The sequence below is a fragment of the Nocardia aurantiaca genome (genome assembly GCF_009708175.1).
Lineage (GTDB): Bacteria > Actinomycetota > Actinomycetes > Mycobacteriales > Mycobacteriaceae > Nocardia > Nocardia aurantiaca.
The window spans coordinates 213249-231818 of sequence record NZ_WMBB01000004.1; the positions used below are offsets into that span (position 1 = coordinate 213249).

General features: G+C 68.3%; 15 protein-coding genes. 9 read left to right on the top strand and 6 right to left on the bottom strand.

Features of this window, described 5'->3' with window-relative positions; translation table 11 throughout:
* On the top strand, nt 1-1842 hold the full coding sequence (gene ilvD, locus GLP40_RS09755) for a dihydroxy-acid dehydratase (RefSeq protein ID WP_154787522.1): 1842 nt from the start codon (nt 1-3) through the stop codon (nt 1840-1842).
* Between the two features lie 16 nt (nt 1843-1858).
* A complete protein-coding gene (locus tag GLP40_RS09760) occupies nt 1859-2158 on the top strand; it encodes a hypothetical protein (protein ID WP_154787523.1) in 300 nt (99 codons plus the stop codon).
* A 124-nt stretch (nt 2159-2282) separates the two neighbouring features.
* On the opposite strand, the gene GLP40_RS09765 is transcribed toward GLP40_RS09760, so the two are convergent.
* Nucleotides 2283-3146 carry a DoxX family protein gene (locus GLP40_RS09765; protein WP_328289936.1) on the bottom strand — a complete coding sequence of 288 codons (864 nt, stop codon included), beginning with the start codon at nt 3144-3146 and terminating at the stop codon, nt 2283-2285.
* Between the two features lie 136 nt (nt 3147-3282).
* Between GLP40_RS09765 and GLP40_RS09770 the strand changes: the two genes are divergently transcribed.
* Complete coding sequence (locus tag GLP40_RS09770) at nt 3283-4431, top strand: PQQ-dependent sugar dehydrogenase (protein WP_154787525.1); 1149 nt, start codon at nt 3283-3285, stop codon at nt 4429-4431.
* Nucleotides 4432-4698: 267 nt separating this feature from the next.
* On the opposite strand, the gene GLP40_RS09775 is transcribed toward GLP40_RS09770, so the two are convergent.
* On the bottom strand, nt 4699-5334 hold the full coding sequence (locus tag GLP40_RS09775) for a TetR/AcrR family transcriptional regulator (RefSeq protein ID WP_154787526.1): 636 nt from the start codon (nt 5332-5334) through the stop codon (nt 4699-4701).
* Nucleotides 5335-5426: 92 nt separating this feature from the next.
* Between GLP40_RS09775 and GLP40_RS09780 the strand changes: the two genes are divergently transcribed.
* On the top strand, nt 5427-6761 hold the full coding sequence (locus GLP40_RS09780) for a cytochrome P450 (protein WP_154787527.1): 1335 nt from the start codon (nt 5427-5429) through the stop codon (nt 6759-6761).
* Nucleotides 6762-7184: 423 nt separating this feature from the next.
* Here GLP40_RS09780 and gatB read toward each other — a convergent pair whose 3' ends face one another.
* Genes gatB through GLP40_RS09800 form a run of 4 tightly spaced genes read right to left on the bottom strand, consistent with a single transcriptional unit; the run spans nt 7185 to nt 12292 of the window.
* Entirely contained in the window at nt 7185-8699 is a 1515-nt protein-coding gene (gatB, locus tag GLP40_RS09785; protein WP_154787528.1) for an Asp-tRNA(Asn)/Glu-tRNA(Gln) amidotransferase subunit GatB, read from the bottom strand.
* A gap of 25 nt (nt 8700-8724) precedes the next feature.
* Nucleotides 8725-11220: an ABC transporter permease gene (locus tag GLP40_RS09790; protein ID WP_154787529.1), complete on the bottom strand. Its 2496-nt coding sequence runs from the start codon at nt 11218-11220 to the stop codon at nt 8725-8727.
* On the bottom strand, nt 11217-12005 hold the full coding sequence (locus tag GLP40_RS09795; RefSeq protein ID WP_154787530.1) for an ABC transporter ATP-binding protein: 789 nt from the start codon (nt 12003-12005) through the stop codon (nt 11217-11219). The genes GLP40_RS09790 and GLP40_RS09795 overlap by 4 nt, the downstream gene beginning before the upstream one ends.
* Before the next feature lie 38 nt (nt 12006-12043).
* The gene (locus GLP40_RS09800) at nt 12044-12292 is read right to left on the bottom strand and encodes a hypothetical protein (protein WP_230329412.1); all 249 of its coding nucleotides are present in this window, start codon (nt 12290-12292) and stop codon (nt 12044-12046) included.
* Nucleotides 12293-12571: 279 nt separating this feature from the next.
* On the opposite strand from GLP40_RS09800, the gene GLP40_RS09805 reads away from it, so the two are divergent.
* The 5 genes from GLP40_RS09805 (at nt 12572) to GLP40_RS09825 (ending at nt 18554) form a co-directional block, all read left to right on the top strand.
* Entirely contained in the window at nt 12572-13906 is a 1335-nt protein-coding gene (locus GLP40_RS09805; protein WP_154787532.1) for a sensor histidine kinase, read from the top strand.
* A 29-nt stretch (nt 13907-13935) separates the two neighbouring features.
* Nucleotides 13936-14589, top strand: coding sequence for a response regulator transcription factor (locus GLP40_RS09810; RefSeq protein ID WP_328289997.1), 654 nt, complete (start codon nt 13936-13938; stop codon nt 14587-14589).
* Nucleotides 14590-14646: 57 nt separating this feature from the next.
* Nucleotides 14647-16461, top strand: coding sequence for a serine/threonine-protein kinase (locus tag GLP40_RS09815; RefSeq protein ID WP_328289937.1), 1815 nt, complete (start codon nt 14647-14649; stop codon nt 16459-16461).
* A 178-nt stretch (nt 16462-16639) separates the two neighbouring features.
* The gene (locus tag GLP40_RS09820; RefSeq protein ID WP_230329413.1) at nt 16640-17404 is read left to right on the top strand and encodes a serine hydrolase; all 765 of its coding nucleotides are present in this window, start codon (nt 16640-16642) and stop codon (nt 17402-17404) included.
* Nucleotides 17405-17600: 196 nt separating this feature from the next.
* Entirely contained in the window at nt 17601-18554 is a 954-nt protein-coding gene (locus tag GLP40_RS09825; protein ID WP_328289938.1) for a hypothetical protein, read from the top strand.
* Nucleotides 18555-18570 lie beyond the last annotated feature (16 nt).

Here is an 18570-nt window from a genome sequence, read left to right on the forward strand (position 1 = left end):
ATGCCACCGCTTCGCTCACGCACCACAACCGCCGGCCGCAATGCCGCGGGCGCTCGCGCCCTCTGGCGCGCGACCGGTCTCACCGACTCCGACTTCGGGAAGCCGATCGTCGCCATCGCGAACTCCTACACCCAGTTCGTCCCCGGCCACGTGCACCTGAAGGACGTCGGCGAGATCGTGGCCGAGGCGGTCCGCGCGGCCGGCGGCGTTCCGCGGGAGTTCCACACCATTGCCGTGGACGACGGCATCGCCATGGGTCACGGCGGCATGCTGTACTCGCTGCCCTCGCGCGAGATCATCGCCGACTCCGTCGAATACATGGTCAACGCGCACACCGCCGACGCGCTGGTGTGCATCTCCAACTGCGACAAGATCACGCCCGGCATGCTGAACGCCGCCATGCGGCTCAACATCCCGGCCGTGTTCGTCTCCGGCGGTCCGATGGAGGCCGGTAAGGCCGTGGTCGTCGGCGGCGTCGCCCAGGCCCCGACCGACCTGATCACCGCCATCTCCGCCAGCGCCTCGCCGAACGTCAGCGAGGACGGGCTCACCGAGGTCGAGCGCTCCGCCTGCCCGACCTGCGGCTCCTGCTCCGGCATGTTCACCGCCAACTCCATGAACTGCCTCACCGAGGCGCTGGGTCTGGCGCTGCCGGGCAACGGCTCCACGCTGGCCACCCACGCCGCGCGCCGGGCGCTGTTCGAGAAGGCCGGACGGGTCATCGTCGATATCGCCACCCGCTGGTACCGCGATGACGACGCCTCGGTACTGCCGCGAAACGTGGCCAATGCCAAGGCTTTCCGCAATGCCATGGCCCTCGATGTGGCCATGGGCGGTTCCACCAACACCGTGCTGCACACCCTCGCCGCCGCGCAGGAGGGTGAGGTCGAATTCGATCTGCAGACCATCGACGAGATCTCGCGCCGCGTGCCCTGCCTGTCGAAGGTGTCGCCGAACTCCGACTACCACATGGAGGACGTGCACCGCGCCGGTGGCATTCCGGCCATCCTCGGCGAGCTGCGTCGTGCGGGCCTGCTCGAGACCGACGTGACCACCGTGCACACCCCGTCCTTCGACGAGTGGCTCGACACCTGGGACATCCGCTCCGGCAAGGCTTCCGAGGAAGCCCTCGAGCTGTTCCACGCCGCGCCCGGCGGCGTACGCACCACCGTGCCGTTCTCCACCGAGAACCGCTGGTCCTCGCTCGACACCGACGCCGAGGGCGGCTGCATCCGAGACAAGGCGCACGCCTACACCGTCGAGGGCGGCCTGTGCGTGCTGCGCGGCAATATCGCGCCGGACGGCGCGATCCTGAAGACCGCCGGTATCGATGAGGATCTGTTCACCTTCGAGGGCCCCGCCGTGGTGGTCGAGTCCCAAGAGGAGGCCGTCTCCAAGATCCTGGGCAAGGAGATCAAGCCCGGCGATGTGGTCGTGGTCCGCTACGAGGGTCCCTCCGGCGGCCCGGGCATGCAGGAGATGCTGCACCCCACCTCGTTCCTGAAGGGTGTCGGCCTGGGCAAGGTCTGTGCCCTCATCACCGATGGCCGCTTCTCCGGCGGCACCTCGGGCCTGTCCATCGGCCACATCTCGCCGGAGGCGGCCAGCGGCGGGTCCATCGGCCTGATCGAGAACGGTGACCGTATCCGCATCGATGTGCACACCCGCGCGCTCGAATTGCTGGTCCCCGAAGAGGTTCTCGCGGAGCGCCGCGTGAAGATGGAGGCGTCCGAACGGCCTTGGCAGCCGGTGAACCGCGAGCGCCCGGTGACGACCGCGCTGCGTGCCTACGCCGCGCTCGCCACCTCCGCCGACAAGGGTGCCGTCCGGCGCGTGCCGTAATCAAGAAAGCAAGGGAATGACAATCGAATACATCGGCAAGGCCGACTCCATGCTTGCCGAATATACGGCCATGCTCCAGCGGTCGGATGCCCGCAATGCGGAAGCGCGGGCACTGCTCGCCGAGGCCGAGGAGCTGGCCGCGGAGGCGCGCGAGCTCGACCACTCCGAATTCATGGCGACGCCCGACGAACAGATGCAGATCAAAGCGCATCGCACGTTCCTGCAGCAGGAGATCGACGCCAAGTCGGGACGGGTGCTCCAGCTCCACCAGGAGACCTTCCAGGAATGGGAGTCGTGGACCACGCGCCAGTGGTGAAAGGTGGTGTGGGCGCGCCCCCACACCCCCATGAGTGAAATCGCATTGGATTCGCGGAAAGCGGCCGGGATGATCGGGATCGTCTCGGCCGCTTCGATATTCGGTGCCGGCTCGGTTGGGAGTCCTAGCCGCCGATGCCGGATAGGGGGTTGCCGCCGTGCAGGTAGATATAGGCCAGGATGGCGGCGGCCACGGCGGCTATGAAAGCCGCGAGCGAGCCCCAGAACGGTCTGGTCGCCCAGCCGCGGTCGCGGTCGAAGGAGAGGCGGCCCGGGCCGGTGAGGATGAGGACCGTGGTGAGGCCGACGAGGACGGATTCGAGTTCGACCGAATTGCCCTTGGCCGAGTACTGGAAGCCGGGAACCATGGACTGCTTCCACATCCACGCGTCGAGGATGACCGCGAGCAGTGCTCCGGCGGCCAGTGGAGTGAACAGGCCGACCGCGACCAGGATGCCACCGCCCAGTTCGCCGGCGATGAGCAGCGGCGCGGCGATGTCGACATGCTTCCAGCCGCCGTGCTCCATGGCGGTCTTGATCCCGTCGAAGCCGGGGCCGTGGAACCAGCCCGCCGCCTTCTGGAGGCCGTGGTACATGAAGGTGCCGCCGATGATCAAGCGCAGCAACAGAAGTCCGAGATCCAGGGTGCCGCGGCGGTCGTCGCGGCGGCGGACGCGGCCGTTGCTCTCCGCGGGGCTGGGCGGAGCCGGGGGGATGCTGGCGAACGAGTAGGTCGGAGACGGCTCGGTGGCGCCGTCGGCCGCGCCGGGGATGGCATGCTCGGCCTGGGAGTAGAGCGGGACCTCCGGATCGAGGCCGAGTTCCTCGTCAGTGCGGGGCAGTTTCTCGGTGGTCTGGACGCCGGACGAGGTGGCGAACTTTTCGGTCGGCGAGTCGTAGGGGCTGCGGACCGGTTCACCGGCCGGTCGCGGAGCAACGGGCGTGATGTCGCCCGCCGCAGCGGACGGCTCGTTCGGCTTGTCTGTCACGCGGGCCAGAGTATTAGCCGGAGCCGCTCGACACACGACAGAACGCGGGCGTGTCCATCGTCCGATTCGCGCCACGGAGAAGGATTGCGACACCCCGTCCGAGCGTAGGCGGCGGGTTTTCCGTAACGTCTCAACCATGAGTGTGGTTGCCGCTGGCCGTGTCGGGGTGGGTGCGCGGAGAGTCGTGCTGGGCGTGGCGCTCGGCGCCGTGCTGCTGTCCGGCTGCGCCCGCTTCGACGATCGTGCCTCCAGCCCGTTCACGACCGAACCGTCCTGGCAGAACGCCGAACCCAGTACCACCACCCCGAAGACGCCGCCGACCAATGCCAAGCGCCCGGATCTGCCGTGCGTGGATCCCGATCTGGCGGTGGTGACGTCGTGCCTGGACACCACCGGCGGCCTGGTCGCCCTGCCCGATGGCGGGAGCGCGCTGGTGGCCGAACGCACTACAGGGCGGATTCTGAAGGTGATCGCCACCGACGAGGGCGCTCCGCCCGCGCCCGTCGAGATCGCCAAGTTGGAGGTGGATCCGGCCGGGGACGGCGGGGTCACCGGTCTGGCGCTGTCGCCCACCTTCACCGAGGACGGGCTGATCTACGCCTACGTGACCACCGGCGGCGACAACCGGGTGGTGCGCATCTCCACCGACGGCGGCGCGCCCAAGCCCATCCTGACCGGAATTCCCAAGGGCCTCAACGGCAATCGCGGGTCCATCGACTTCGCCTCGCACGACCGCATGCTGGTGCTCACCGGTGACGCCGGCAATCCGTCGCTCGCGGCCGACACCAATTCACTGGCCGGAAAGCTGCTCAGCGTCAACGCCCCCGCGCCCGGCGCGTCCGCAGATGTGATGGTGACCGGTATCGGTGTGGCGGGCGGGGTGTGCTCGGACGGCAAGGATTCCATCTGGATCACCGACCGCACCGCCACCGAGGACCGCCTGCAGCGCGTCGGCCCCGACGGCGTCGCGGTCAAGGCGTGGACCTGGCCCGACCACCCGGGTGTCGCGGGCTGTGCCGCCGCCTCCGACGGCGTCGCCATCTCCCTGACCAATCAGAAGGCCCTGGCCATCGCCACGGCCGACAAGAACACCCACGCCGTCACCGCCGCCCCCGCGCTGATCGCCCAGGACAAGTACGGGCGTCTCGACGGCGCGACCCTGGGCGGCGACGGCAATATCTGGGTCGGCACGGTCAACAAGCCCGACGGCAATCCCAACCAGTACGACGACCGCGTGGTGCGCATCCCGCCGCCGTCCGCGGGCCAGGGCAACGGGCCGGACTAGCTGGAACCTGTTCGACGCCACCCGGCGCAGACCGGCCTCCCATCACCCGCGTGGTCGGTCGCGTGATGGCCACGGCGAAGGCCGATGACTCGACGCTGATCTGACGCGTGAAGACGCTATCCGGGATGTCGATCGCCGAGCGGCGATCCGTGGATCGCGTGCGGAACCGAAGTCACATGTGCGCAGCCACCGCGACTGACCACATTCGACAGCTCCGTACGCTCGGTCGGCCGCAGCCTGGCCGATCCGAACAGCGCGATCTGCCGCTCAGTGTCGCAACCCGGTCGAGTCGTCATCCCGTGTGACGTGGTGGGCACGCAGTGCCGCCAGCCACATTGCGGTCAGTTCATCGGTGAGTTCGGTGCGCGTCAGTGGGAGTCTCCCGGACAGGACCGCCTCGATCACGTCGAACGCACCGCCGAGGATGAACAGTGCCAGCGCCTGTGTGGACGGCTGCGAGGGACTGGTCAACGGCAGTGTGTCGGTGATGATCTGCGCGAACTCGACCAGCAGCGCGTGGCGGCGCTCGCGCAGCGGGCCATGGCCGGCCGCGCAGATCAGGATGGCGGTTGCCTTGCGCCGATCCTCGGCCACGACGCCGTATCCCGCGTCGATCGCGCCGCGGATTTGTTCTTCGATAGTCTCGCCCGCCGCGACCGCCTCCACACCGCGCGCCACGACCTCTTCCGCGACTGTGTCGATGACAGCGGTCAGCAGTGCGTCGAGGTCGGCGAAGCTTTCGTAGAAGTAGCGCGGTGTCAGTCGGGAGCGAGCGCAGATCGAGCGAACGCTGATCCCGGCCAGCCCGTCCTCATGCAGGCAGTCCAGCCCGGTGGAGATCAACACCTGGCGGCGCTGCTCGCGCCGCACATGCCCCGGAACGCCCCGGTAGGTACCCGTCATGGCCACCTTCACGTATTGACAACGACAACGACCGTTATCACACTACCGTGTGACGGCTGGCACACACCAGGCGCACACCACGGGAGACGACGATGACTCTGCTGACCTACGACCGGGCCGGCGTGCCCGGAATGCCGGGCGATGCCGGCCTGCCGCTGATCGGCTACACCTTGCAACTCGCGCAGGGGTCGCTGCTGACCGGCGACGGCCGCTACGAGAAATACGGACCGGTGTCGTGGTCGCGCGCGCTCGGGATCAACGCCGTACACGCGATGGGCCCGGACGCCTGCGAGGAGGTGCTGCGCAACCGCGACCAGGCATACGCGAACGGCCCCGGATGGTCGTTCATGATCGGCCCGTTCTTCCACGGTGGGCTGATGCTCATGGATTTCGACGAGCATCACCGCCACCGTCGAATCATGCAATCGGCGTTCACCGCCGAACGCCTCGCCGGCTACCTCGGCCCGATGAACGAAACCATCGCCGCCGGCCTGCGCCAATGGCCCCGGACCGGCACGATGCACTTCCACCGTCGGATCAAACAGCTGACCCTCGACGTCGCGACGCGGACGTTCAGCGGCACGCCGCTGGGCCCGCAGACCGACCGCGTCAACGCCGCGTTCACCGACACCGTGGCCGCCACCACCGCCGCGATCCGAGTGCCCATTCCCGGCCTGCGCTGGTCGAATGGATTGCGTGGACGGCACGTCCTCGAGCAGTACCTGACCCCCAACGTGGCAGCCAAACGCGCCGGGGACGGCAACGACCTGTTCAGCGCGCTGTGCCACGCGGTCGGCCCGGACGGCGAGCGGTTCACCGACAGCGAGATCGTCGACCACATGATCTTCCTGCTCATGGCCGCGCACGACACGGCGACCGCGACCATGACCACGATGACCTACTATCTGGCCCGCCACCCGCAATGGCAGGAGCGCTGCCGAGAGGAATCGCGCGCGCTCGGGGTCGACGCGATCAGCTACGCCGACCTGGACAAGCTCACATCGCTCGACCTGGTGATGAAGGAGGCTATGCGCATCATCACCCCGGTCCCCGCCGTCATGCGCAGGACTGTCAAGGACACCGAACTACTCGGCTACCGAATTCCCGCCGACACCCAGGTCGGCGTCATGCTCTGGCACCTGCATCACATGCCCGAGCTGTGGTCCAACCCGTACCGGTTCGATCCCGAGCGTTTCGCCGAACCGCGGCGCGAGGACAAAGCCCACCGTCACGCGTACATGCCCTTCGGCCACGGCGTGCACAAATGCATCGGCATGTACTTCGGCGGTATGGAGATCAAAGCAGCGATGCACCAAATGCTGCTACGCCAACGGTGGAGCGTCGAGCCGAACTATCGGATGCCCACCGAACTGCGCCCGCTGCCACGCCCCAGCGACGGCCTCCCCATCCGAGTGGCCAGCGCGTGAACGCGTCCAACGCGCCGAGCAGCTTTCCAGGCGCTGTCGACACCGAAAGCACTGTGCCAGAACATATTCCAGTACAGACACGGAGCAAGTCCGCGCAATGATGGACAGCGTTGACGTGGGTTGCGCGGCTTCGAATCTCGGAGATGCGGTGACCTCGATTACCGCGGACCTCACCCAACTGCCACAGTCCTGGGTCAGCGTGTAGTCGATTCGACACCGAATGCCGGTCGGGCCGGCCGTTCACACGGCCGGGGCGACCGGCATTTGCAGTTCCACCACCCACCCGTCCGAGGTCGGGTCCTCGGGCGCGTTGAGGTAGCGAAGCGGAAAACGAATGCCCGGCAATTGAGCCGGGGTGCGGACAAGAAACGCTGTGGGGCACGGCGATCACCGTGCGCCACAGCGTGTTTCGATGCTGTCCGGTTATCCTTCGACGCCGCAGGCGGCCAGCACCAGCTCGCGGACGCGGGCGGCGTCGGCCTGGCCGCGGGTGGCCTTCATGACGTCGCCGACGACCTTGCCCGCCGCCTGGACCTTGCCAGAGCGGATCTTGTCGGCGATGTCCGGGTTCGCGGCGAGGGCCTTCTCGACCTCGGCCTGCAGGGCGGAGTCGTCGGACACCATGCCCAGGCCCTTGGTCTCGACGATCTGGGCCGGCTCGCCCTCACCGGCGAGGACGAGGTCGACGACCTGCTTGGCGACCTTGTTGTTGATGGTCTTGGCCTCGACCAGCCCGGCCACCTCGGCGACCTGCTTCGGGGTGATGGGCAGGTCCTCGAGCGCGACCTCGCGCTCCTTGGCCTTCTCGGTCAGATAGGCGACCCACCAGGACCGGGCGGCGTCGACCGACGCGCCGGCGTCGACGGTCGCGATGATCAGGTCCAGCGCGCCGGCATTGACCAGGTCGCGGAACACCTCGGCGGACAGACCCCAGTCGGCCTGGATCCGCGCGCGGCGCAACCACGGGTACTCCGGAATGGTGCCGCGCAGTTCCTCGACCCAGGCGGCGTCCGGCGCGATGGGCTCGAGGTCCGGCTCCGGGAAGTAGCGGTAGTCCTCGGCGGTCTCCTTGACGCGGCCGGGCGAGGTGGTGCCGTCGGTCTCGTGGAAGTGGCGGGTCTCCATCAGCACCTCGCGGCCGGAGGCCAGCACCGCGCCCTGACGCCGCATCTCGAAGCGCACCGCGACCTCGACACTCTTGAGCGAGTTCACGTTCTTGGTCTCGGTGCGGGTGCCGAATTCCTTGGCGCCCTTGGGCATGAGCGAGACATTGGCGTCGCAGCGCAGCGAGCCCTGCTCCATCTTCACGTCGGAGACACCGAGGGACTTGAGCACCTCGCGCAGCGCGGTGACGTACGCGCGGGCCACCTCGGGCGCGCGTACGCCCGCACCCTCGATGGGCTTGGTGACGATCTCGATGAGCGGCACGCCCGCGCGGTTGTAGTCCAGCAGCGAGTGCGACGCGCCGTGGATGCGGCCGGTGGCGCCACCCACGTGCATCGACTTGCCGGTGTCCTCCTCCATATGGGCGCGCTCGATGTCGACGCGGAAGACCGTGCCGTCATCGAGCACCACATCGAGGTGCCCATTGGTGGCGATGGGCTCGTCGTACTGGCTGATCTGGTAGTTCTTCGGCTGGTCCGGGTAGAAGTAGTTCTTCCTCGCGAACCGGCCCCACGGGGTGATGGAGCAGTTCAGCGCCAGCCCGATGCGAATGGCGGACTCGACGGCCCGCTGGTTCACCACCGGCAGCGAGCCGGGCAGGCCGAGACATACCGGGCACACCTGGGTGTTCGGCTCGGCGCCGAATTCGGTCGGGCAGCCGCAGAACATCTTGGTCGCGGTGCCCAGCTCGACGTGTACCTCCATGCCGAGCACCGGGTCGTACCGATCGATGACATCGGAGTAGTCCATCAAGTCCACCGTCGCTGCGCTCATGCGCTCCATCCTATTTACCCGCCGATCAGTCGACGGCGATGGCCTCCACGATGGGCAGCCGGGCCGCGCGCAGAGCGGGTGGAATGGCGCCGAGCAGGGACAATCCGAGCGCGATGAGGGCGTAGGCCACCAGCAGCAGGCTGGGGTGATACGCGATATCCATGGCGATGGCGTGCCCGAGCGCGACAGTGGCCAGGTAGTGCACGGCCGAACCCACCGCCAGTCCCAGTGCGGCGCCGGTCAATCCGATGCCGACGGCCTCGGTGAGCACGGTACGCAGCAGAAACCGGCGGCTGGTGCCCATGGCCCGCAGCACCCCGAGTTCGCGGCGGCGGTCCAGCACCGACAGCATCAGCGTATTGAGTAGCGCGACAGCCGCCACCACGACCACGATCCAGAGGATGGCACCGCTGATCGAGGTGCCCTGACGCACGCTCGAGGAAATCGCGGTCACCGCGTCGCGTCCGGTGCTGACATGGATGTCGGCCGGGACGGCGGCGCGCACGGCGGCCATCACCGCGGCGTGATCCGCGCCGGGCGCGAAGTCGATGCCGATGATGGTTTCGCCCGGCCGCTGATACCACTGCCGCATAATCCCCAGATCCAGCACCACCACGCCCGCGATGGCGGAGAAATAGGGGACCACCCGCAGCACCTGAACCGTGTGCTCACCGGTCGGGGTGGGCAGGGTCAGGTCGGAGCCCTCGTGCACGCCGAGCGAGCGGGCCACATCCCGAGAAATGACGACGCCCTGCCCCGCGGCCATGCGGGCCAGGTCGGTCTGGCTCACGCTGTCCAGCGCCGAGACGCGGACAACGCCGCTCTCGTAGGCCTGCAGCATGACGCGGCCGCGGCCCAGGGTCGCGAAAGCCATTTGCGCCGAACCGACTCCGCCGACGCCGGGGATGGCGCTCAGCTTCTGCTTCAGGTCCGCGGGTAGCAGCGGGCCGGTCGGGAACTGCTCCATGGCGGTGGGGCTGACGAACACGTCGGTGCGGCCGAGACCCTCGAAGCTGTCGGTGGCCGCGGTGACCATATTGCGGGTGGCATTGCCGATGGCGACGATGGCCGTGACGCCGATCATGACGGTCATGACCGTGGCCCACACCCGGCGCGGGGCACGTTCGATGGTGGTCGCGCCCAGCGCGCCGGGCGCGCCGAAGAGCCGGGCCACCGCGGCGACCGCACGCACGATGGGGTCGGTGGCGGCGAAGCACAGCACGACGGCTCCGGCGATGGCCAGCGAGATCGCGCCGATGGACACCCGGCCCAGATCCGCCCCGGCCACGAACACCGCACCCGACACCATGATCAGTCCGAGAATTGCCGCGGCCCACCGCATCACCGGCTTGACCATGTCGGCCGCACCGACGCCGACCGGGGCCAACGCCTCGATGGGCGCGACCTTGTACACCTGGCGCGCGGCAATGGCCGCGGCCGCCACACTGGCCAGCACGCAGGCCAGAATCGCCACCGGCACCGCGTAATCGGGCACTTCGTACTCGGTGCGGGACTCGACGGAGTTCACGATGGCGGCGGGCAGCTGGTGGATCGCGGTGCGGCCCATGAAGATGCCGATGATGGACCCGCTGATGCCGCCGAGCAATCCGAGAATCGCCGCCTCGGCCAGCAGGTCGCGGACCATGGGGCCGCGTTTGCCGCCCATGGCCCGCAGCAGCGACAGCATCGGGCGGCGTTGTGCCACGGCCATGCTCATGGCGTTGTAGATGAGGAACGAGGACACGATGAGCGCCGAAGCCGAGGAGGCGAGCGTCGAATAGCGCACCAGCATGACCGCGCCGCCCGCCTGCGCGGTGCGCAGATCCGGATCGGCGACCACGGCGCGACCGGCCACAACCCGGGTGAGTTCCGAACGCAGCTGGTCCACATCGGTATTCGGCGCGGCCACGATCTGCACCGAGTCCAGGTGACCGGTGCGATCGGTGATCTTCTGCGCCACCGGCAGCAACGCGATCACGATGTGGCCGCCGTTGATCTTGGCGGCGGTGGAGTCGTCGATGACGCCCGCGACAGTGGCCGTCACGGTGCCGAGCTGGAACTTCTCGCCCTCCCGATGCCCCATGGCGGAGCCGACCAGGACGCCGTTGGAGACCGTGAGCAGCGTGCTCGCCTGGTCTTTCAGCGTTCCACCGAGGTCACTGCCCAGCTGGGCGACAGACTGGTCCGCGCCGATGAGCAGCGCCCGATCGTCGTCGGCCCCGATGGACTGACGCAGCATGGGCACCGCCGCGCCGATCCCGGGCACGGCCCGGATCTGTTGCAGCAGTTGCTGATCGAAGCCCGCGTCGGTGATGCCGCTGACCTCCAGCACCGCTTTGCCGCCGAGGCTGTGGGTGAGCTTGTCCACCGAACCGGTGATGGAGCCGGAGATGCTGAACACCGAAACCAGCAGTCCCGCCGAGATTCCCATCACCACCATGGCCATGGTGGTGCGGGCGCGGTGGGCGAAGAGCTCGCCGATATTGAACAGCCGTAGTCGATCCAGCGCGGCGCGGATCATGCGTGCACCGCCCCGGCGTCATCGGCGGCGGACCCGGCGGCCGCGTCGTCAGGGGTGGAACCGTTGCGCCCGGATTCGGGCACGGCCCGGACCTCTCCGTCATCGCCGCGGGCGACCCGGTCGATGGAGCCGATCTGCCCGTCGCGCAGGTTGATCACCCGATCGCAGTAGCGCACCGCGCCCATATCGTGGGTCACCATCACCACCGAGTTGCCTTCCTCGGTGATGTCGGCGAGCAGTTGCAGGATCGAGGCGCCGGTCTTGGAATCGAGGTTGCCGGTCGGTTCATCGGCCAGGATCAAGGGCGGATCCATGATCAGCGCTCTCGCCACCGCGACCCGCTGCATCTGGCCACCGGACAACTCGGCCGGCCGATGGTCGGCGCGCTCGCTGAGCCCGACCAGGTCGAGCAGCTCCAGCGCCCGCGGCTTGGCCTTGCGTAATCCGGTGCCGTCCAGCAGCTTCGGGATGGCGACGTTCTCCCAGGCGGTGAGCGTGGGCAGCAGGTTGAAGAACTGGAAGACGAAACCGACGCGGTGCCGCCGGAATTCGGACTGCCGATCGTCGTCCAGGTCACCGATCTCCTTGTCCTGGAATCGAATCGACCCGGAGTCCGGGGAATCCAGCGCGCCGAGCAGATGCAGCAGCGTGCTCTTACCCGAACCGGATGGCCCGACGATGGCGGTGAACTCCCCCGCCTCGATGCGCAGGCTGATCCCGTCCAGGGCGCGCACGGTCTGCTCGCCCACCCGGTATTCCTTGGTGACGTCGGTCAATTCCAGCATGTCGTTCCCCTCTGCAGATCAATCCCAGCCGCTGTCTATCAGCTGGCCATCGCTCGCGCACGCGGACGGCGGAAATACAGGCGATCGGTGTCGTAGGCGTCGAGGATCGCGCGCAGGACCGGCTGCTCGGCGCAGAGTTCGGCGTACACCTCGACCGCCAAACCGCCTTGCTCCATTGCGTTTTCCATCTTCGCGGTCAAATGGTTCTCCCAGCGATTGCGCAGCGCGAGCAACACCCCGTCGGGGCCGCCGAACAGCCGCTCCAGCTCCGGCAGATCGTCGAACAACTTGGGATCAGCGGGATTCAGTTGACAATTACTGCGAGCCGCCCGGTCGAGAACGGTGTGCAGGATTGCGGTACGTGCGTGGAAGTCTGCCCAGGACATGGCCCCCGACCTTTCTTGGTGCGCCTCGTGGCGGGCGCTTGTGCCTTGTCCCAAACCTACGATCGCCGCGATATCCCTGTCTTCGTGCCGCGGACGCGACTTGGCCTCCTACTCCGGTAGGAGACGGGCCCCTGCCGCCGGACGATGTACGCGGTCTGTTCCGACGGATAGCCTGGCAGAATGAACGTGACCAGCGCCACCCCCGAGGCGGTCGGGCAGGCGTTGCAGCAGTTACGGGAGTGGTTGCACGAGTCCGGTGTCCGGTCCCGGCGGTTCGTGCGCAATCCGGTCGGCGAGTACCGGCGCTGGGTGGAGGAGGCCGGACTCGACTATCCGGTCTCGATGGTGGTGCTGGTGGACGTGGCGCTGTACACGTTCGGCACGATCGCCTTCGCCCAGCGGGTGGCCGCGGGATATCTCCCCAGCTTCTTCGCCCTGGCCGCGCTGCTCGTCGTCTATCTGACCGGACCGCCGTGCGTGGTGTTCAACCTCCCGCCGCGCCCGGTGCTGCTCGCCTCGCTGACCATGGCGGCGGTAGCCCTGTTCCTGGTGCAGCCGGTACCGCTGGATGTCGCACCGATCATTCTGATCGTCATGACCGGCGAGGTCGCGGCCATCACCCGGACGTCGGTGAGCGCCGTGATCGGCCTGGCCATGTTCGCGGAGATCATGTTCTTCGGATACGTGGGGCACGTCGACGGACTGACCTGGTTCGCTTTCGGCATCCTCTTCGGCTGGTTCACCGGTCAACTGCTGAACTACCAGCGCCGCTACCTGTATCAGGAACGCGACTACCAGGAGGTCCGTGCCCTGCAGGCCGCCGATGAGGAACGCCGCCGCATCGCCCGCGAGGTGCACGACGTGATCGCGCATTCGCTGAGCATCACCCTGTTGCACGTGACGGCGGCCCGGCACGCACTGCAGACCGATCAGGACGTGGATGAGGCTGTCGACGCGCTGGCCGACGCCGAACGCCTCGGCCGCCAGGCCATGGCCGATATCCGGCGCACCGTGGGCCTGCTCGGCGAGCGGTCGGCGACGCTCGCACCGGAACCGGGCCTGAACGATATCGACGATCTGGTCTCCGACTTCTTGCGCGCCGGCGTGGAGGTCGACTATCACATCGAAGGCGACCGATCCGCTGTGACCGCCGGGGTGGGACTGGCGATGTACCGAATCTGTCAGGAATCGCTGGCGAATGTCGCCAAGCATGCCCCGGGCGAGCGGGCGCGGCTGCGAATCCAGCTGCGCCCCAAGTACATCGATATCACCGTGACCAATACACTCGCGATCGGCGTGCATCAGCGGCCCGGGAACGGGATGGGCATCTCCGGCATGCGTCAGCGCGTCGCACCACTGGCCGGGCGGTTCACCGCGGGTCCCGATGACGACGGCTGGCGGGTGCACGCCCGCATCCCGCTGACCGGCGTGCCCTGCTCGGTCAACGCCATCGAAGACCACCTACAGGCGATTCTGGAATCGATGAGGCACAAAACGCCGCAGGAGGGTATGTGACCGACCGCGCGGACGACGAGCTGATCGGCGTGCTCGTCGTCGACGATCAGGAACTGGTGCGCGGCGGACTGCGCCGAATCCTGCGCCGCCGCGACGGTTTCCTGGTGAGCGAGTGCGCGGACGGGGACGAGGTGCCCGCGGCCGTCGCCGCGAACAAGCCGGACGTGGTGCTGATGGATCTGCGCATGAAGCGCATCGGCGGCATCGAGGCCACCCGCACCCTGCGGACCATCGTGGACACGCCCCCGGTACTGGTTCTCACCACCTTCGACGACGACCAGTTGCTGTCGGGCGCGCTGCGTGCGGGCGCGGCGGGATTCATTCTCAAAGACTCCCCCGCCGAGGATCTGATCCGCGCGGTCCGCACGGTCGCGGCCGGCGGCTCCTGGCTGGATCCCACGGTCACTCCCCACGTCCTGACCACCTACCGCTCGGCCCGACCCACCCCCGCGACCAGCGGCAGTCGCCTGTCCGAGCTGACCGTTCGCGAGCTCGAGGTGCTCGAGCTCATCGGCCGCGGCCGCCTCAACGCTGAGATCGCGCACACACTCGGTATCTCGGAGGTAACGGTGAAGAGCCACGTGGGACATATCTTCGGGAAGCTCGGGTTACGCGACCGTGCGGCGGCCATCGTCTTTGCGTTTGACCACGGCGTAGTGGCACCGGGAGAATCCCCCCTCTAGAGGGGTGGGTCGCGGGTCCTCGTCTGCTTCCCTCCCGAGAGTTGGAGGTTGGACGGGGTGGATGCACCGCCATCGCGGGCCGGAAGCAGGTTCGGGCCGTACGAGTTGCGCTCGCTGCTGGGCAGGGGCGGCATGGGAGAGGTCTACGAGGCCTACGACACCTCCAAGGATCGGGTCGTCGCGCTCAAGCTGCTACCCGAGGAACTCGCGAAAGATCCCGCGTACCAGGAACGTTTCCGCCGGGAGTCGCAGGCGGCGGCACGGCTGGCCGAACCGCACATCATCCCCATCCACGACTGGGGCGAGATCGACGGCGTGCTCTACATCGACATGCGGCTGGTGCGCGGGCGCGATCTGCGCTCGCTGCTGGACGACTTCGGGCCGCTGCCGCCGCTGCGGGTCATCGGGATCATCGAGCAGATCGCGGCGGCGCTGGACGCGGCGCACTACTCGGGTCTGGTGCACCGGGACGTCAAACCCGCCAACATCCTTGTGACTGATGCAGATTTCGCATATCTCGCGGATTTCGGCATCGCGCGCGCCGAGGGCGATTCGACCATCACCATGACCGGCACCGCCGTCGGTTCCTACGCCTATATGGCCCCGGAACGCTTCGACGCGGGCCCGGTCTCCGGGCGCGCCGACATCTACTCGCTGGGCTGCGTGCTGCACGAGTGCCTCACCGGCGACAAGCCGTTCCCGGCGCACAACATGAGCGTGCTGATCCGCGCCCACCTGTCCGAGCCGCCACCGCTGACGAGCATGCTGCACGCCGGGATTCCGCCCGCGCTGGATGCCGTGGTGGCCAAGGCCCTGGCCAAGGATCCGAACGCCCGGTTCTTCACCGCGGGCGAATTCGCCCGCGCCGCACGCTCGGCGCTGGCCGGCGGGCAGCCGATCCCCGCGCCCGCCGAGCCGCCCCGGCCCGGCCGGACCGTGCCGCCGGGTCCGCCGGTGGGCGCGCCGCCGACCACCGTCATGCCGACCGGTACGCCCGCCGGGCCGCCGACCACCGTCATGCCGGGCGGGACACCCGTCGCAGGCCAGCCGACCGGCCGGAACTCCGATCCGACTGTGCGACAACCGAATCCCGGCCGCGGATCCAGCACCAGCTCGATCCCGGCCTACATCACCGGCTCCTTTCCGGCCGCCGAGGAACCCTCGCCCACCGGCGATCTGCCGGTCATCCTGCCCTCGGATCCGACACGGGTGCGGGTCAGCGATTTCCACTACACCCCGCTGCCGCCCGACGCGCAGCAGCGGGCGGCGTGGGGCCACGCGCAGGCGCAGCAGCGGGACTTCCCGTACGCGCCCGCACCCGATCCCTCGCTGTATCCGACCGCGGATCACCCCATCGTGCAATCGCCGCCCCGAGAGCCCGGGAAGCGGCGGAAGGGCAAATCGGTGGCGGTGCCCATCACCCTCGGCGTGCTGGCGGTTGCGGTGGCGGCGATCGCCGGTGCGGTGGGCTGGCAAGTCCTGGACCATTCCGGTAACGAAGCACCCATCACGACGGCAGCACAGGGTCTTCCGGGCACCACCGCACCGCGCTCGCAGCAGGCGGGCCCGACCGTGACGACCACGGCTCCCACCACCGTGCAACTGCCGGCCGGATCGACGTCGTGTCCACCGGTGTATGCGGCGCTCGGCGGCTACGGCAATTCCGCGATCGGAAACTCGGTCACGACTTGCCCTTTCGCGGAAGAGGTTCGCCGAGCCTATGCCGACGCGGCTTCTTCTCGGCCGGGATCGGCAGTTAGTGTGGTGGCAGTGAGTCCGGTGACCGGCCGGTCTTACACGATGAACTGTACGGCCGCAGGCAAATTGGTGACCTGCGTCGGCGGTGAGAACGCGGTGGTGTATGTCTATTGATTCGATTCCAGCCTGTCGCAAGGGTTTTGTGCGCGGGCTGGCCCTGGCGGCTGTCCTGGCCGTTTCCGCCTGTAGCACGAATCTTGGTGCGGCGCACCGTTCTTCGTCGCACGCGGATGACATCAAGCCGGTCGGCGACAGCACGACCTTGGCGGCCCCGAATCTGATGGCACCTGATTTGCCCGAATTATTCGGTCTCCCGAAAACCGTCGCATTCGCAGCGGATTTCACCGATCTGAAGGCCACCCTCGACGGCCGCGTCGGAGTGGCGGTCATGCCCGTGGGCGGCGGCGACATGACCCTGCTGGGCGACTGGACCACCGGCATCGCCTGGTCCACCATCAAGGTGCCACTGGCGCTCGCCGCGCTGCGCCACGATCCGGACGGCATGCGCGACACCGCCGAGGCCGCCATCACCTTCTCCGACAACGATGCGGCACAGACCCTCTGGACCTCCCTGGGCACCGGCAGCCAGGCCGCCGACGCCGTCGAGGCGATCCTGCGCGAGGCGGGCGATGCCACCACCGACGTCGCCGCGCGCCACACCAAGCTGGCCGCGCTCGAGTCCGATGATCTGCTCGCCTTCGGCGCGACCGACTGGTCGCTGTCCGACCAGGTGCACTTCGCCTCCCGGCTGCCCTGCCTGCCGCGCGCCAATTCCGTTGTCTCGCTCATGAGTGAGATCACCCCCAGCCAGAGCTGGGGCCTGGGCCGGCTGATCGGCGCGGAGTTCAAGGGCGGCTGGGGTCCCGACGACGACACCGGCAAGTACACCGTCCGCCAATTCGGACTGGTCCCGACGCTGAACGGTCCGGTGGCGGTGGCGCTGGCGGCCGAACCCGCCTCCGGCAGCTTCGACGACGCCACCGACATGATGGACAAGCTCGCACTGCTGGTCGGCGACCATCTGCCCGACCTCCGTGGCGGACTCTGCTCCCGGTAGCACAATCGGCGTGCGCCCGGATCGAAATCCCCGGCGTGCACCCCGAATCGGGCAAGATGTGTCGAAAAATCGCCATACCCACCGCATTTGACCCCGTCCGTCCCGACCCACAACAATCCTTGCGATTGACGGGTTCGGGCCGTGTCCGCTAGGAACAGGGAACGCGCCGGACACCGGGGCAGATGGAGGTTACGGGGTGCACGCACCGTATACGCGGACCGCTGACCAGCGCGACGCACTGGACAGCACTCGCGATGCGGGTCACGGATCCCGTTGGCGCGGACGGCGGCTCGCGCGAGGATGCGGCGCGCTGGCGGTGCTGGCCGGGACGCTGACGGCGTGCAGCAGCCAGCCGGTGCTGGTCCCGGACAAGACCACGGTGGCCGCGGCCGCGCCGAGCAACACCATCCCCACCACCGTCTTGGCGCTGCCCGGCACGCTGGCCTGGGATTTCGTCAACGACCTGAAGCCGACGCTGGCGGGCAGGGCCGGGCTGGCCGTGATGCCGGTGGGCTCCGACCACGTGCTGACACTGGGTGATTGGAGCACCGGTCCCGGCTGGTCGACCATGAAGGTCCCGCTGACACTGGCGGCGCTACGCAAGAGTTCGAGCAATCAGGTGGCGGCCGTCAATGCCATCGAGTATTCCGACAACTCCGCCGCGGACACCCTCTGGCAGTCACTGGGCGCCCCCGAGGTCGCGGCGCAGACCGTGCAGGACGTGCTCCGCGAGGGCGGCGACGCCGAGACCACGGTGCCGGCCACCCGGGCCCGCGCCGACTACTCCGCCTTCGGCCAAGCCGAATGGTCGCTGGTGAACCAGCTCAAGTTCGCCGCCAAACTGCCCTGCCTGCCCCAATCCGATGTCGTCACCTCACTGATGGGCAAGATCAGCTCCAGCCAGCGCTGGGGACTCGGCGATCTGGAGGGCGCAGTCTTCAAGGGCGGCTGGGGTCCCGACCCCAGCGGCAACTACCTGGTCCGGCAATTCGGACTGATCCCCGTCGACGGCGGCCAGCTCGCCGTCGCGATTGCCACCCAGCCCAATTCCGGGTCCTTCGACGACGGCACCGTCATCCTCACCAAAATCGCCACCCTGATCGACAAGCACCTTGACGAACTCGAGGGCGGCAGCTGCCCCGCCGGATAGCGCCGCCCCCGTAACC

What these genes read in the sequence shown, in the direction of transcription:
- GLP40_RS09775 (WP_154787526.1), bottom strand. Translation starts at nt 5,334, where the DNA reads ATGACGGGTACCTACCGGGGCGTTCCGGGGCATGTGCGGCGCGAGCAG.
- GLP40_RS09760 (WP_154787523.1), top strand. Translation starts at nt 1,859, where the DNA reads ATGACAATCGAATACATCGGCAAGGCCGACTCCATGCTTGCCGAATAT.
- GLP40_RS09790 (WP_154787529.1), bottom strand. Translation starts at nt 11,220, where the DNA reads ATGATCCGCGCCGCGCTGGATCGACTACGGCTGTTCAATATCGGCGAG.
- GLP40_RS09795 (WP_154787530.1), bottom strand. Translation starts at nt 12,005, where the DNA reads ATGCTGGAATTGACCGACGTCACCAAGGAATACCGGGTGGGCGAGCAG.
- GLP40_RS09805 (WP_154787532.1), top strand. Translation starts at nt 12,572, where the DNA reads ATGAACGTGACCAGCGCCACCCCCGAGGCGGTCGGGCAGGCGTTGCAG.
- ilvD (WP_154787522.1), top strand. Translation starts at nt 1, where the DNA reads ATGCCACCGCTTCGCTCACGCACCACAACCGCCGGCCGCAATGCCGCG.
- GLP40_RS09780 (WP_154787527.1), top strand. Translation starts at nt 5,427, where the DNA reads ATGACTCTGCTGACCTACGACCGGGCCGGCGTGCCCGGAATGCCGGGC.
- GLP40_RS09770 (WP_154787525.1), top strand. Translation starts at nt 3,283, where the DNA reads ATGAGTGTGGTTGCCGCTGGCCGTGTCGGGGTGGGTGCGCGGAGAGTC.
- gatB (WP_154787528.1), bottom strand. Translation starts at nt 8,699, where the DNA reads ATGAGCGCAGCGACGGTGGACTTGATGGACTACTCCGATGTCATCGAT.